The organism is Agromyces seonyuensis (assembly GCF_009789225.1).
In the GTDB taxonomy this organism is placed as follows: Bacteria; Actinomycetota; Actinomycetes; order Actinomycetales; family Microbacteriaceae; genus Agromyces; species Agromyces seonyuensis.
In genome coordinates this window covers 121,205-136,148 of record NZ_WSTA01000001.1, presented here as the reverse complement: position 1 = coordinate 136,148, position 14,944 = coordinate 121,205, and the positions used below count along the sequence as shown (strand labels likewise).

Below are 14,944 nucleotides of genomic sequence, written 5' to 3'. Positions count from 1 at the left end.
GCCGGATCAGCCGGCGGCCCGAGCCGGCTCGTCGGCGGCGTCGAAGATCTCCTTGAGGAAGCGCCCGGTGTGGCTCGCCGGGTTGTTCGCCACCTGCTCGGGCGTGCCGGTCGCGACGATCTGCCCGCCGCCGGAACCGCCCTCGGGCCCGAGGTCGATCACCCAGTCGGCGCACTTGATGACGTCGAGGTTGTGCTCGATGACGAGGACCGTGTTGCCCTTGTCGACGAGCTTGCCGAGCACCTTCAGGAGCTTCTGGACGTCTTCGAAGTGCAGGCCCGTCGTCGGCTCGTCGAGCACGTAGACGCTGCGCCCGTTGGAGCGCTTCTGGAGCTCGGTCGCGAGCTTGACGCGCTGCGCCTCGCCGCCGGAGAGGGTCGTCGCGCTCTGCCCGAGCTGCACGTACCCGAGTCCCACGTCGACGAGCGTCTTCAGGTAGCGGTGGATCGCGCTGATCGGCTCGAAGAAGTCGGCTGCCTCGGCGATCGGCATTTCGAGGACCTCGGCGATGTTCTTGCCCTTGTAGTGGACCTGGAGCGTCTCGCGGTTGTACCGCCGGCCGCCGCAGACCTCGCACGCGACGTAGACGTCGGGGAGGAAGTTCATCTCGATCTTGATCGTGCCGTCGCCGGAGCAATTCTCGCACCGGCCGCCCTTGACGTTGAACGAGAACCGGCCGGGCAGGTAGCCGCGGGCCTTGGCCTCCGTCGTCTCGGAGAAGAGCGTGCGGATGCGATCGAACACCCCCGTGTAGGTCGCCGGGTTCGAACGCGGCGTTCGGCCGATCGGCGCCTGGTCGACGTGCACGACCTTGTCGAGCTGGTCGAGGCCCTCCACGCGGCGGTGCTTGCCCGGCACCTTGCGGGCGCCGTTGAGGCGGTTCGCGAGCACCCGGTAGAGGATGTCGTTGACGAGCGAGGACTTGCCCGAGCCGCTCACGCCCGTGACCGCGGTGAGCACGCCGAGCGGGAAGTCGACGTCGACGCCGCGCAGGTTGTTCGCGGCCGCGCCGCGCACGGTGATCTTGCGAGTCGGGTCGAGCGGACGCCGCTCGTCGGGGATCGCGATCTCGCGGCGACCCGAGAGGTAGTCGCCGGTCAGCGACTCCCGATTCTCGAGCAGCTCGCGGTAGCCGCCCGAGTGGACGACTCGACCGCCGTTGACGCCGGCGCCCGGCCCGATGTCGACGATCCAGTCGGCCGTGCGGATCGTGTCTTCGTCGTGCTCGACGACGATGAGCGTGTTGCCGAGGTCGCGCAGCGCGACGAGCGTCTCGATGAGCCGCCGGTTGTCGCGCTGGTGGAGCCCGATGCTGGGCTCGTCGAGGACGTAGAGCACGCCGGTGAGCCCGGAGCCGATCTGCGTGGCGAGCCGGATGCGCTGCGCTTCGCCGCCGGAGAGCGTGCCGGCTGCACGCGCGAGGTCGAGGTACGCGAGGCCGACCCGGATGAGGAAGTCGAGTCGGGCGCGGATCTCGCGGAGCACCTGCTCGGCGATGTGCCGGTCGCGCTCGGAGAGCACGAGGGCGTCCATGAAGCGGCGCGAGTCGTCGAGGCTCATCTTGGCGACCTCGGCGATGCTGCGGCCGTCGACGAGGACCGCGAGGACCTCGGGCTTCAGCCGCGCGCCGTCGCAGACCGGGCACGGGACCTCGCGGAGGTACTCGCCCCAGCGGGCGCGCTGCGCGTCGGTCTCGGCCTGCTCGTACTGCCGTTCGATGTAGGGCACGACGCCCTCGAAGCCGGAGGTGTAGGTCATCTCGCGCCCGAAGCGGTTGCGCCAGCGGACCTTCACCTCGAAGTCCTGCCCGCGCAGCACCGCGTTGCGGGCGGCCTTCGGCAGTTCGTTCCACGGGTCGTCGAGCGAGAAGCCGAGGTCGGCGGAAAGGCCGATGAGCAGCTTCTCGTAGTACGAGTAGAGGCTCTTGCCCTGCGAGGTCCAGGGGATGATGACGCCCTGCGCGATCGAGAGCTCGGGGTCGCCGAGCAGCAGGTCTTCGTCGACCGACATGCGGGTGCCGAGGCCCGAGCACTCGGGGCAGGCGCCGAACGGGGCGTTGAACGAGAACGTGCGCGGCTCGATCTCGGCGAGCTGGATCGGGTGCTGGTTCGGGCACGAGAGCTTCTCGCTGAACGTGCTCCAGGCGTCGGGCCCGGTCTCGTCGACGTAGTTGACCTGGACGAGCCCGTCGGTCAGCCGAAGCGCCGTCTCGAGCGAGTCGGTGAGACGGCCGAGGATGTCCGGACCGGCCACCAGTCGGTCGATGACGACCGAGATGTCGTGCTTGAACTGCTTCTTGAGGGTCGGCGGTTCGGTCAGCCGGACGACCTCGCCGTCGACCACGGCCCGCGCGAACCCCTGCGCCGCGAGCTCCTTGAAGAGGTCGACGAACTCGCCCTTCTTCTGCGAGACGACCGGGCTCAGCACCTGGTAGCGGGTGCCCTCGGGCAGTTCCATCAGCCGGTCGGCGATCTGCTGGACGGTCTGCTTCTCGATCTTCGCGCCGCACACCGGGCAGTGCGGGACGCCGATGCGCGCCCACAGCAGGCGCATGTAGTCGTAGATCTCGGTGATCGTGCCGACCGTCGAACGCGGATTGCGGTTCGTCGACTTCTGGTCGATGGAGACCGCCGGGCTGAGACCCTCGATGAAGTCGACGTCGGGGCGGTCGACCTGGCCGAGGAACTGGCGCGCGTACGCCGAAAGCGACTCGACGTAGCGGCGCTGGCCCTCGGCGAAGATCGTGTCGAACGCGAGGGACGACTTGCCCGACCCCGAGAGGCCCGTGAAGACGACGAGGGAGTCGCGAGGCACCTCGACGTCGACGTTGCGCAGGTTGTGCACGCGGGCGCCGCGGACGCTCAGATGGGCGCGGGATTCGAGCGGGGAGATCGTCACCGTTCGATCCTATGTTCTACTGCCGACACGGATCCCGGGAACATCCCGCCGAGAGCGAACATTCCTTCGAATACCCCGGATGCGCCGCTCAGGAGATGTGACCGGCCTTCTCCATCTGCCGGAGCTCCCGCTTGAGGTCGGCGACCTCGTCGCGGAGCCGCCCGGCGAGCTCGAACTTGAGCTCCCCCGCCGCGGCCAGCATCTGCTCGTTGAGATCGCGGATGAGGTCTTCGAGGTCGTTCGCGCCCTCGGCGGCGATACCCTCGCGCCGCTTCGGCGCTCCGCCCCCCGCTCCCCCGCGGCCGGCGAGCAGTTCCGCCGTGTCCGCCTCCTCGCGAGCGAGCACGTCGGTGATGTCGGCGATGCGCTTGCGCAGCGGCTGCGGGTCGATGCCGTTCACCCGGTTGTATTCGACCTGCTTCTCGCGACGGCGGTTCGTCTCGTCGATCGCGGAGGCCATCGAATCGGTGATGCGATCCGCGTACATGTGGACCTGACCCGACACGTTGCGCGCCGCGCGGCCGATCGTCTGGATGAGGGACGTCGAGGAGCGCAGGAACCCTTCCTTGTCGGCGTCGAGGATCGCGACGAGCGACACCTCGGGCAGGTCGAGTCCTTCGCGGAGGAGGTTGATGCCGACGAGCACGTCGTAGACGCCCTGGCGCAGCTCGGTGAGCAGTTCGACGCGGCGCAGCGTATCGACGTCGGAGTGGAGGTAGCGCACCCGCACGCCGGCCTCCGTCAGGAAGTCGGTGAGTTCCTCGGCCATCTTCTTCGTGAGCGTCGTGACGAGCACGCGCTCGTCGCGGTCGACGCGCAGCCGGATCTCCTCGAGGAGGTCGTCGATCTGCCCCTTCGAGGGCTTCACGACGATCTCGGGGTCGATGAGGCCCGTCGGGCGGATGATCTGCTCGACCACGCCGTCGGCGATGCCGAGCTCGTACTTGCCGGGCGTCGCAGAGAGGTAGACGACCTGGCCGACGCGCGACTTGAACTCGTCGAAACGCAACGGGCGGTTGTCGAGGGCGCTCGGCAGCCGGAATCCGTGCTCGACGAGCGTGCGCTTTCGGGAGGCGTCGCCCTCGTACATCGCCCCGATCTGCGGCACGGTCACGTGCGACTCGTCGATGACGACGAGGAAGTCGTCGGGGAAGTAGTCGAGGAGGCAGTGCGGCGCCTCGCCCGGGGCGCGCGCGTCGATGTGCCGCGAATAGTTCTCGATGCCCGAGCAGAAGCCGATCTGCTCCATCATCTCGAGGTCGAAGGTCGTGCGCATGCGCAGGCGCTGCGCCTCGAGCAGCTTGCCCTCGCGCTCGAGCTCGGGCAGTCGCTCGTCGAGCTCCTCCCGGATGGTGCCCATGGCGCGCTGCATGACGTCGGTCGACGCGACGTAATGGGAGCCGGGGAAGACCGGCACCGAGTCGAGTGCCCGCACGACCTCGCCCGTGAGCGGATGCAGGGCGTAGATCGCCTCGATCTCGTCGCCGAACATCTCGATGCGGATCGCGAGCTCCTCGTAGACGGGGATGATCTCGATCGTGTCGCCGCGGACGCGGAAGTTGCCGCGCGAGAAGTCGATGTCGTTGCGCTGGTACTGCATTGACACGAACTTGCGGATGAGCCAGTCCCGGTCGACCCGCTGCCCGACCTGCAGCGGCATCATCGCGCCGAGGTACTCCTCGGGCGTGCCGAGGCCGTAGATGCACGACACCGTCGAGACGACCACCACGTCGCGCCGGCTGAGCAGGGAGTTCGTCGTGGAGTGGCGCAGCCGCTCGACCTCGGCGTTGGTCGACGAGTCCTTCTCGATGAACGTGTCGGTCTGCGGGACGTACGCCTCGGGCTGGTAGTAGTCGTAGTACGAGACGAAGTACTCGACGGCGTTGTTCGGCATGAGCTCGCGGAACTCGTTGGCGAGCTGCGCGGCGAGCGTCTTGTTGTGGGCGAGCACGAGCGTCGGCCGCTGCACCTGCTCGATGAGCCACGCCGTCGTCGCGGACTTGCCCGTACCGGTGGCGCCGAGCAGCACGACGTCGGTCTCGCCGGCGTTGATGCGCCCCGCGAGCTCTGCGATCGCCTGCGGCTGGTCGCCGCTCGGGACGTACTCGCTCACGACCTCGAACGGGCGGACGGATCTGGTGGCCTCCATGCGTTCCAGCCTAGGCGCGTGCTCGGACACCCCGGCAGACGGGGACCGACGCGCGGCGAACGGTCAGGCGGAACGCTTGGCGTCCCGCGCCGCCACGATCGTCGGCCAGAGGGCGTCCACCTGGCTCATCGTCGCCGCCATCCTGCCGTCGGTGTCGATCACGGCGTCCGCGAGCGCGTTGCGGGACTCGCGGTCGATCTGCGCGTCGATGCGGGCCGCAGCCTGCACCGGGTCGAGGCCGCGCTCATCGACGAGCCGGGCGAGCTGCGTCTTGCGCGGCGCGTCGGTGACGATCACGAAGTCGAACGAGTCGGCCGTGCCGCCCTCGGCGAGCAGGGGCACGTCGTAGACCACGATGGCGTCCGGGTCGGCGGCGCCCGCCTCGGCGATGCAGCGCAGCGCGAGCTCGCGCACGGCGGGGTGAGTGATGGCGTTGAGCCGGGCGAGGGCTTCCGGATCGTGGAAGACGACGGCGGCCAAGGCGCCGCGGTCGAGGGAGCCGTCGGCGTGGAGCACTCCCTCGCCGAACTCCTCGGCGATCTTCGCGAGCACCGGCGTTCCCGGCTGCACGACCTTGCGCGCCAGTTCGTCCGCGTCGATCACGACCGCACCGTGCTGGTAGAGGCGCCGGGCGACGGTCGATTTGCCGGAGGCGATGCCGCCGGTCAGTCCGATGAGATACACGCGTTCATCGTAGCGAGCGCGCACCGGCCCCGGATGCCCGGCATCCGGCATCGACTCGCCGACGCTCCCCCGGCATCCGACCCGAACGCCGGAAGGCCGGCCCCGCGACGCGGGACCGGCCTTCCAGGTGATCGGGGTTCGATCAGTTGTTGCTCGAGAGCTTCTCGCGAAGCGCCGCGAGCGAGGCGTCGTCGGCAAGGGTGCCGGCGCCCGCCGCGTCGTTCGAGAACGACGACGAGGACGTACCGGTGAACGCGTCGTCCGAAGCCTGCGCCGCGAGCGAGGCCGCGACCTGCTTCTTGTGCGCCTCCCAGCGAGCCTGAGCGGCGGCGTACTGCTGCTCCCACTCCTCGCGCTGGGACTCGAAGCCCTCGCGCCAGTCGTTCGTCTCGGGGTCGAAGCCCTCGGGGTACTTGTACTCGCCGTTCTCGTCGTACTCGGTGAGCATGCCGTAGAGCGCCGGGTCGAACTCGGTGCCCTCGGGGTCGACGCCCTCGTTGGCCTGCTTGAGGCTGAGCGAGATGCGGCGACGCTCGAGGTCGATGTCGATGACCTTGACGAAGACCTCTTCGCCGACCGAGACGACCTGCTCCGCGAGCTCCACGTGACGGTCGGAGAGCTCCGAGATGTGCACGAGGCCCTCGATGCCGTCGGCGACGCGAACGAACGCGCCGAACGGGACGAGCTTCGTGACCTTGCCCGGGGTGACCTGGCCGATGGCGTGGGTACGGGCGAAGACCTGCCACGGGTCTTCCTGCGTCGCCTTGAGCGAGAGCGAGACGCGCTCGCGGTCGAGCTCGACGGAGAGCACCTCGACGGTGACCTCCTGGCCGACCTCGACGACCTCGCTGGCGTGCTCGATGTGCTTCCAGGACAGCTCGGAGACGTGCACGAGGCCGTCCACGCCGCCCAGGTCGACGAACGCGCCGAAGTTGACGATCGACGAGATGACGCCCTTGCGGACCTGACCGGGGTGCAGGTTGGCGAGGAAGGTCGAACGCGACTCGGACTGCGTCTGCTCGAGGAGCGCACGGCGGCTGAGCACGACGTTGTTGCGGTTCTTGTCGAGCTCGAGGATCTTCGCCTCGATCTCCTGGCCGAGGTACGGCGTGAGGTCGCGGACGCGGCGCAGCTCGATGAGCGAGGCCGGAAGGAAGCCGCGGAGGCCGATGTCGACGATGAGGCCGCCCTTGACGACCTCGATGACGGTGCCGGTGACGACGCCGTCGGTCTCCTTGATCTTCTCCACGTCGCCCCAGGCGCGCTCGTACTGCGCGCGCTTCTTCGACAGGATCAGACGGCCTTCCTTGTCCTCCTTCTGGAGAACGAGGGCCTCGACGGTGTCGCCGACCTCGACGACCTCGGTGGGGTCGACGTCGTGCTTGATGGAAAGCTCGCGCGAGGGGATGACGCCCTCGGTCTTGTAACCGACGTCGAGGAGGACCTCGTCGCGGTCGATCTTCACGACGGTGCCCTCGATGAGGTCGCCGTCGTTGAAGAACTTGAGGGTCTTCTCGACCGCGGCCAGGAAGTCGTCAGCAGAACCGATGTCGTTGATCGCGACCTGCTTGGGCGCCTTGGTCGTAACGGTGGTCATGTAGTGGATGCTCCGATATGGACTGAATCAGGCCCGTCGCGCAGCCGAACGCCAGGTGACGAACGAGTGTGGTGTCCGCGATGGGCAGCGGTTATGGATGTCACAAAAGTGACGTTCTATCCTAGCCCGACTTCGGAAGCCGATTCAACCCGCTCACCGCTTCCGCACAGGATGCCCGCCGCCGCGGGGGAACCGCGGCGACGGGCATCCTGCATCGCGACGCCTACGCGCCGAGGATCGCCGTCTTCAGCGTGTCGAGGCCGACGCCGCCGATGTCGAGCGCCCGCTTGTGGAACGCCTTGACGTCGAACGCGGCGCCCTCGCGGCGGGCGACCTCGTCGCGCAGCTGCTCCCAGATGCGCTGACCGATCTTGTAGGACGGGGCCTGGCCCGGCCAGCCGAGGTAGCGGTTCACCTCGAACCGGACGAAGCCCTCGTTCATGTTGACGTTCTGCCCGAGGAAGTCGAACGCGTACTCCCCCGTCCACGCGCCCTGGCCGTCGGGGCGCTGCTTGCCGAGGTGCACGCCGATGTCGAGCACGACGCGCGCCGCGCGCATCCGCTGCCCGTCGAGCATGCCGAGCCGGTCGGCCGGGTCCTCGAGGTAGCCGAGCTGCTCCATCAGCCGCTCCGCGTAGAGCGCCCATCCTTCGGCGTGGCCGGACGTGCCGGCGATGCGGCGCCACGAGTTGAGCTCGGCCTTGTTGTAGGTGGCGATGCCGATCTGGAGGTGGTGGCCCGGAACGCCCTCGTGGTAGACGGTCGTCAGCTCGCGCCACGTGTCGAACTCGGTGACGCCCTCGGGCACCGACCACCACATGCGACCGGGGCGCGAGAAGTCCTCGGCCGGCCCCGTGTAGTAGATGCCGCCTTCCTGGGTCGGGGCGATCATGCACTCGAGCGCGCGCACCTCCTCGGGGATGTCGAAGTGGGTGCGGCCGAGTTCGGCGACGGCGCGGTCGCTCGTCTCCTGCATCCAGCGCTTGAGCGCGTCGGTGCCGTGGAGCTTGCGGCTCGCATCCTGCTCGAGGAAGGCGATCGCCTCGGCGACGCTCGCGCCGGGCTTGATCCGACGGGCGATCGACTCCTGCTCCTCGACCATGCGGTGCAGTTCCTCGATGCCCCACTCGTACGTCTCGTCGAGGTCGACGCTCGCGCCGAGGAATCCGCGCGAGGCGAGCTGGTAGAGGTCGCGCCCCACGGCGTCGGCCTCGCCCGCCTTCGGGGCGAGCTCCTGCTCGAGGAAGTCGGCGAGCCGGCCGTACGCGGCGGCCGCCGCCGCGGCGCCGGCACCCAGCTCGGCCTTGAGCACGGCGGGGAGCTCCCCCGCGGCCGGCGCCGCGCCGTCGGCGAGGTCGCCGAAGAAGCCGTCGGGACGCGCGTGCTTGCGGGTCTGCAGGGCGACCTCGCGCACCTGGCGGATCGCCGGGACGTTGCCGGCGGCGATGCCGGCGCGCAGGGTCTCGATGTAGCCGTCGACGGCGCCGCCGACGTTGCCGAGCCGCGTGCGGACCGCGACCCAGTCCGCCTCGGTCGCCGTGGGCATGAGATCGAAGATGTCGCGGATGTCCTGGGCGGGCGAGGCGATGACGTTGAGGTCGCGCTCGGCGAAGCCGGCGTCGTGCTTCTCGAGCTCGAGCTCGAGCTCGCGCACGAAGTCGAGCTTGGTGACCTCGTCGACGAAGTCGGCCGGCGCGGCGGACTGCATGTCGGCGAGGGCGGCCTTCGCGGCAGTCGCGGCGGCCTCGTTGCCCGCCGGCGAGTAGTCGGAGTACTCGCCCTCGCGGCCGGGACGGCCGAGGTGGACGTGGAATTGGGGGAAGAGTTCGAGCTGGGTGTCGACCCACCGTTCGGCGATGGCGTCGATCTCGGTCGGGTTGCGCGGTTCGCTGGCCATCCCTCGACCCTAGGACCTCGCACGACGGCCGGGCGACCCGGTCCTCCCGGATCGCCCGGCCGTCGCTCGAGGCGCGGCGATCAGTGCGCGGCGGCGTCCCAATTCGGGCCGCGGCCGACGCTCACCTCGAGCGGGACGAGCAGGTCGGCGGCGCCGCCCATGCGCTCGCGCACGAGCGTCTCGAGCTCGTCGCCCTCGCCCGCCGCGACCTCGAAGATGAGCTCGTCGTGCACCTGGAGGAGCATCCGGGAAGCCAGACCGCGATCGCGGAGGTCGCGCTCGATCGCCGACATCGCGATCTTGATGATGTCGGCCGCAGAGCCCTGGATCGGCGAGTTGAGCGCGGCGCGCTGGGCGTTGTCGCGGAGCACGCGGTTCGGGCTCGCGAGGTCGGGGAACGGCCGGCGGCGGCCGAAGATCGTCTCGGTGTAGCCGTCGATCTTCGCCTGCTCGACGACCCCGCGGAGGTAGTCGCGCACCGAGCCGAAGCGCGCGAAGTAGTCGGTCATGAGCTGCTTCGCCTCGGACTGCTCGATGCGCAGCTGCTTCGAGAGGCCGAAGGCGCTGAGGCCGTACGCGAGGCCGTAGGACATCGCCTTGACCTTCGTGCGCATGTTCGGGGTGACTTCCTCGGGCGAGACGCCGAAGATGCGGGCGCCGACGAAGCGATGCAGGTCTTCGCCAGCGTTGAACGCCTCGATGAGGCCCGGGTCCTCCGAGAGGTGCGCCATGATGCGCATCTCGATCTGCGAGTAGTCGGCCGTCAGCAGCTCGGCGAACTCGGGGCCGTGGCCGAAGGCGTGCCGGATGCGCCGGCCGTCTTCGGTTCGCACCGGGATGTTCTGCAGGTTCGGGTCGTTCGAGGACATGCGCCCGGTCGCGGCGCCGATCTGGCCGTAGCTCGTGCGCACGCGGCCGTCGGCCCCGATCGCCTTGTCGAGGGTCTCGACCATCTGGCGGAGCTTCGTCGCGTCTCGGTGCTGCAGGAGCAGTCCGAGGAAGGGATGCGGGTTCGACTCCTGCAGGTCGGCGAGGGCGCTCGCATCCGTCGAGAAGCCGGTCTTCGTCGCGCGCGTCTTCGGCATGCCGAGCTGGTCGAAGAGCACCTCCTGGAGCTGCTTCGGGGAGCCGAGGTTCACCTCGCGCCCGATCTCGGCGAAGGCCTCGCCCGCGAGCCGGGCCGACTCGGTCGCGAGCTCGTCGGAGAGCGTCGCGAGCTCGGGGTGGGCGACGGCGACGCCGCGCAGCTCCATCGCCGCGAGCACGCCGACGAGCGGGAGTTCGATGTCGGCGAGGACCCGGCGTCCGCCGTCGGAAAGGGCGTTCAGCACGGGCACGGCGACGCGCAGGGTGAACCACGCGTCGGTCGCGGGGCCCGAGCCGTCGTCGATGGGGACGAGGAGGTTCGGGTCGCCGGTCGGCAGCGTCTCGTCGAGGTAGCGATCGACGAGGTCGCCGAGGGACTTCTCGGTGAGGTTCGGCCGCACGAGCCACGCCGCGAGCAGCGGGTCGAGGGCGAGGCCGTCGAACGCGAGCCCGGAGCGCGCGATGGCCTCGAGCTGCGGCTTCGCGTCGGCGAGGATCTTCGGCGCGTCCGAGGCCAGCCACGCCTCGAACGGCGCGTAGTCGGTGCGGCCCGGCTGCCAGGCGAGGAAGACGGTCTCGGCGTGCGACGCGATGCCGACGCCGACGACCTGCCCGCCCTGACGCTGGATCGAGAGCCCGAGTCCGGCGGGCTCGGCGGCCTGCGCCCGGACGAGCCACCCGGCGAGCTCCTCGTCGAGGATCTCCCGCGGCGCTGGAGCGCTCGGAGCGGGCTCCGCCTCCGGCGCCGGGGCGGCGGGCGTCGCGCCCTGCTCGGCGCCGAGCTTCAGCACGCGGTCGAGCAGGGACTTGAACTCGAGCCGGCCGAAGACGTCGCGGACGGCGGCCTCGTCGAGCGGCTGCGCCTCGAGCTCGTCGAGGGCGAGTCCCAGGTCGAGGTCGTTGACCAGGCGGTTGAGCCGCCGGTTGCGGATCGCATTCTCTTTCTGGTCGCGCAGGTTCTGCCCGACGACGCCCTTGATCTCGTCGGCGTGCTCGAGGATCTCTTCGAGGCCGCCGAACTGGTTGATCCACTTGACGGCGGTCTTCTCGCCGACCTTGTTGATGCCGGGGAGGTTGTCGCTCGTCTCCCCCACGAGCGCCGCGATCTCGGGGTACTGCTCGGGGCGCACGCCGTAGCGCTCCATGACGGCGGCGGGGTCGTAACGCTTGAGCTGGGACACGCCCTGCACCGACGGGTAGAGCAGCGTCACGTCGTCGTTGACGAGCTGGATCGTGTCGCGGTCGCCCGAGACGACGAGCACCTGGTACCCCTCCGTGTCGCCGCGCTTGGCGAGGGTCGCGAGGATGTCATCGGCCTCGTAGTCCTCTTTCTGGAGGGTGCGCACGTTCATCGCCGCGAGCGCCTCCATGAGCAGCGGCACCTGGCCGATGAACTCCGACGGCGTCTCGCCGCGGGTGCCCTTGTACTCGGCGTACTCGCGGGTGCGGAACGAGTGCCGCGAGATGTCGAAGGCGACCGCGACGTGGGTCGGCTTCTCGTTGCGGAGCAGGTTCAGGAACATCGACAGGAAGCCGTGGATGGCGTTCGTGTGCTGCCCGTCACGGGTCTGGAAACTGTCGACCGGGAGGGCGTAGAACGCCCGGAAGGCCAGCGAATGGCCGTCGACGACGAGGAGGGTAGGCTTTGCTGCGTCCGACACGGCCCCCACTCTACTGGCGCGCTCCGACACCCCCGCAGGTGCCGCCGCGGGGGCCCGACCCGAAGGCGAGACGACGTGTCCCACGACCCCCAGACGTTCCTGATCGAGCGAGGAATCGGCGAGCTCGCCGAGAAGATGGGGATCGAATTCCTCGAGTACTCGGTCGAGCGCTCGGTGGCCCGGATGCCCGTCGAAGGCAATCGGCAGCCCGCGAACCTCCTCCACGGCGGCGCGTACGTGGTGCTCGGCGAATCGCTCGGCTCGATGTCGGCGAACCTCTACGCGGGCGCGGGCCGCCTCGCCGTCGGCATCGACATCAACGCCACCCACACGCGATCGGCGACGAGCGGCTGGGTGACCGCGGTCTGCACGCCCATCCACCTCGGCCGCTCGCTCACCGTGCACGAGATCGCCGTCGAGGACGAGCAGGGCCGCCGCTGCTCGACGGTGCGCATCACGAACCTCATCAAGGACGCAGCCTGAGCCGACCGGGCATCCGGCCCGGCGGAGACGACGAACGGGGCACCGCGCGAACGCGATGCCCCGTCGTCGAGCGGATGCCGCGAGGCATCCGCTCAGGTCACTTCTTGGCCGAGAGCTGCTCGATGATCGCCTGCGAGACGTCCTTCATCGTGAGCCGGCGGTCCATCGACGCCTTCTGGATCCAGCGGAACGCCTCGGGCTCCGTGAGGCCCATCTTCTCGTTGAGCAGGCCCTTGGCGCGGTCGACGAGCTTGCGGGTCTCGAAGCGCTCGACGAGGTCGCCGACCTCGGCCTCGAGCGCGATGATCTGCTGGTAGCGGGCGAGCGCGATCTCGATCGCGGGCAGCAGGTCGTTCGGCGTGAACGGCTTCACGACGTACGCGAGCGCACCGGCCTCGCTCGCGCGCTCGACGAGCTCCTTCTGGCTGAACGCCGTGAGGAGCACGACCGGCGCGATGTGCTTCTCGGAGAGCCGCTTCGCCGCTTCGATGCCGTCGAGCTGGGGCATCCGGACGTCCATGATGACGAGATCGGGACGCAGCTCGGTCGCGAGCTGGACGGCCGTCTCGCCGTCGCCGGCCTCGCCGACGACCTCGAATCCGGCATCTCGGAGGATCTCCACGATGTCGAGCCGGATGAGCGATTCGTCTTCCGCGACGACGACCCGGCGCGGGGCCGGCTGAGTGTTGTCGGTGTCTGTCACGGAAGAAAGCCTACGGTATGGTGATGGTCGGCCCCGGCCGGTGTGGCGGAATGGCAGACGCGGAGCACTCAAAATGCTTTGCCCGGAAGGGCGTGTGGGTTCGACCCCCACCACCGGCACCACGAGCGGCGTCGTCTCACCCGAGACGGCGCCGCTTCCGCGTTCGGCGGGGTTCGGTACGACTCGGCACGGGATGACGGCGAGGCGCGCTCGTGCGCTGGCCCCGCGCGGCCGCCGCGACGGCATCCGCGCCGCCGCGCCCGCCCGCCGACGACGGGGACGACGAACGGGCCGCACCCCCGGAGGGATGCGGCCCGTTCGCGCAGCGCGGAAGGTCAGAGCACTTCGCCGACCCGGTGCACGCGCACGTCGTTCGTGGTGCCCGGGATACCGGGAGGGGAACCGGAGATGATGACGACCGGGTCGCCCTCCTGCACACGGCCGGACTTCACGAGGACCTCGTCCACCTGGGCGACCATCTGGTCGGTGTGGGTGACGCGGCCGACGACGAAGGACTCGACGCCCCAGAACAGCGACATGCGGCGCAGGATGGCCTGCTCCGGCGTGAACGCCAGGATGGGGATCGGGCTCCGCAGACGCGCCATGCGGCGCGCCGACTCGCCCGTCTCCGTGAAGACGCAGAGGTACTTCGCGCCGACGAACTCTGCGATGTCCGCGCCCGCGAGGGTGATCGCGCCCGACTGGGTGCGCGGCTTGGTGCCGAGCGGCGGCACGCGGTCGAGGCCGTGGCGCTCGGTGGACTCGACGATGCGCGCCATCGTCTGCACGGTGACGACGGGGTACTCGCCCACGCTCGTCTCGCCCGAGAGCATGACCGCGTCGGCGCCGTCGAGCACCGCGTTGGCGACGTCGGACGTCTCGGCGCGGGTCGGCACCGGCGAGTGCGTCATCGACTCGAGCATCTGGGTCGCGACGATGACCGGCTTGGCCAGACGACGGGCGATCTCGACCGCGCGCTTCTGCACGATCGGCACCGCCTCCAGCGGCAGCTCGACGCCGAGGTCGCCACGGGCGACCATGATCGCGTCGAAGGCCTCGATGATCTCCTCGAGCGCATCGACGGCCTGCGGCTTCTCGACCTTGGCGATGACGGGGATGCGGCGCCCCTCTTCGTCCATGATCTCGTGGACGCGCTCGATGTCCTCGGCGTTGCGCACGAACGAGAGTGCGATGAGGTCGGCGCCGAGGCCGAGGGCCCAACGCAGGTCCTCTTCGTCCTTCTCCGACAGCGCGGGGACGCTCACGGCGACGCCCGGCAGGTTGATGCCCTTGTTGTTCGAGACCGGGCCGGCCACCACGACGCGGGTCGTGACGGTGACGCCGTCGGTCTCGACGACCTCGACGCGGACCTTGCCGTCGTCGATGAGGAGGAAGTCTCCCGGCTTCACGTCCTGCGGGAGGCCCTTGAAGGTGGTGCCGACGATCTCCTTCGTGCCGAGGATCTCCTCGGTCGTGATCTTGAAGATGTCGCCGACGGCGAGGTCGTGCGGGCCGTCGGCGAAACGGCCGAGTCGGATCTTCGGTCCCTGGAGGTCCACGAGGACCGCGACGGCGCGACCGGCGTCGGCCGCGGCCTTGCGCACGTTGGCGTAGGACGCCTCGTGCTCCTCGAAGGAGCCGTGGCTGCGGTTGATTCGCGCCACGTCCACTCCGGCATCGATGATGCCCCGGATCTGTTCGTAGCTCGAGGTTGCGGGCCCGAGCGTGGCGACGATCTTCGCTCGTCTCATTTGATGGTGTCTTCCTGTTCTCGGCAGTGGCCTGC

Annotated in this window: 9 protein-coding genes and 1 tRNA gene; 2 read left to right on the top strand and 8 right to left on the bottom strand. The window is 69.6% G+C overall.

All coding sequences use genetic code 11. From position 1 onward, the window contains the following. Positions 1 to 6: 6 nt before the first annotated feature. The 6 genes from uvrA to polA form a co-directional block, all read right to left on the bottom strand. Positions 7 to 2,898 carry an excinuclease ABC subunit UvrA gene (uvrA, locus tag GB864_RS00590; RefSeq protein ID WP_160422329.1) on the bottom strand — a complete coding sequence of 964 codons (2,892 nt, stop codon included), beginning with the start codon at positions 2,896 to 2,898 and terminating at the stop codon, positions 7 to 9. A gap of 88 nt (positions 2,899 to 2,986) precedes the next feature. Then, positions 2,987 to 5,047, bottom strand: coding sequence for an excinuclease ABC subunit UvrB (gene uvrB / locus GB864_RS00585; protein WP_160422328.1), 2,061 nt, complete (start codon positions 5,045 to 5,047; stop codon positions 2,987 to 2,989). Positions 5,048 to 5,110: 63 nt separating this feature from the next. Beyond that, positions 5,111 to 5,731, bottom strand: coding sequence for a dephospho-CoA kinase (coaE, locus tag GB864_RS00580; RefSeq protein WP_160422327.1), 621 nt, complete (start codon positions 5,729 to 5,731; stop codon positions 5,111 to 5,113). 142 nt (positions 5,732 to 5,873) lie between these two features. Continuing rightward, positions 5,874 to 7,328, bottom strand: coding sequence for a 30S ribosomal protein S1 (gene rpsA, locus GB864_RS00575; RefSeq protein ID WP_160422326.1), 1,455 nt, complete (start codon positions 7,326 to 7,328; stop codon positions 5,874 to 5,876). A gap of 223 nt (positions 7,329 to 7,551) precedes the next feature. Then, positions 7,552 to 9,225, bottom strand: a complete 1,674-nt coding sequence (locus GB864_RS00570; protein WP_160422325.1) for a DUF885 domain-containing protein — start codon at positions 9,223 to 9,225, stop codon at positions 7,552 to 7,554. Between the two features lie 80 nt (positions 9,226 to 9,305). Next, positions 9,306 to 11,972, bottom strand: coding sequence for a DNA polymerase I (polA, locus tag GB864_RS00565; protein WP_160422324.1), 2,667 nt, complete (start codon positions 11,970 to 11,972; stop codon positions 9,306 to 9,308). A 135-nt stretch (positions 11,973 to 12,107) separates the two neighbouring features. Here polA and GB864_RS00560 point away from each other — a divergent pair, with 135 nt between their 5' ends. Further along, positions 12,108 to 12,455, top strand: coding sequence for a hotdog fold thioesterase (locus GB864_RS00560; protein WP_160422370.1), 348 nt, complete (start codon positions 12,108 to 12,110; stop codon positions 12,453 to 12,455). A gap of 97 nt (positions 12,456 to 12,552) precedes the next feature. On the opposite strand, the gene GB864_RS00555 is transcribed toward GB864_RS00560, so the two are convergent. Next, positions 12,553 to 13,158, bottom strand: a complete 606-nt coding sequence (locus GB864_RS00555) for a response regulator (RefSeq protein WP_160422323.1) — start codon at positions 13,156 to 13,158, stop codon at positions 12,553 to 12,555. Positions 13,159 to 13,194: 36 nt separating this feature from the next. Here GB864_RS00555 and GB864_RS00550 point away from each other — a divergent pair. Beyond that, positions 13,195 to 13,280, top strand: a tRNA-Leu gene (locus tag GB864_RS00550). A 213-nt stretch (positions 13,281 to 13,493) separates the two neighbouring features. Here the strand turns inward: GB864_RS00550 and pyk are convergent. Further along, the gene (gene pyk / locus GB864_RS00545) at positions 13,494 to 14,909 is read right to left on the bottom strand and encodes a pyruvate kinase (RefSeq protein WP_160422322.1); all 1,416 of its coding nucleotides are present in this window, start codon (positions 14,907 to 14,909) and stop codon (positions 13,494 to 13,496) included. Positions 14,910 to 14,944: the final 35 nt, after the last annotated feature.

Bases quoted from the DNA above. Each gene is read 5' to 3' on its own strand.
- uvrB (WP_160422328.1), bottom strand. From the start codon at position 5,047: ATGGAGGCCACCAGATCCGTCCGCCCGTTCGAGGTCGTGAGCGAGTAC.
- rpsA (WP_160422326.1), bottom strand. From the start codon at position 7,328: ATGACCACCGTTACGACCAAGGCGCCCAAGCAGGTCGCGATCAACGAC.
- GB864_RS00570 (WP_160422325.1), bottom strand. From the start codon at position 9,225: ATGGCCAGCGAACCGCGCAACCCGACCGAGATCGACGCCATCGCCGAA.
- GB864_RS00560 (WP_160422370.1), top strand. From the start codon at position 12,108: ATGGGGATCGAATTCCTCGAGTACTCGGTCGAGCGCTCGGTGGCCCGG.
- pyk (WP_160422322.1), bottom strand. From the start codon at position 14,909: ATGAGACGAGCGAAGATCGTCGCCACGCTCGGGCCCGCAACCTCGAGC.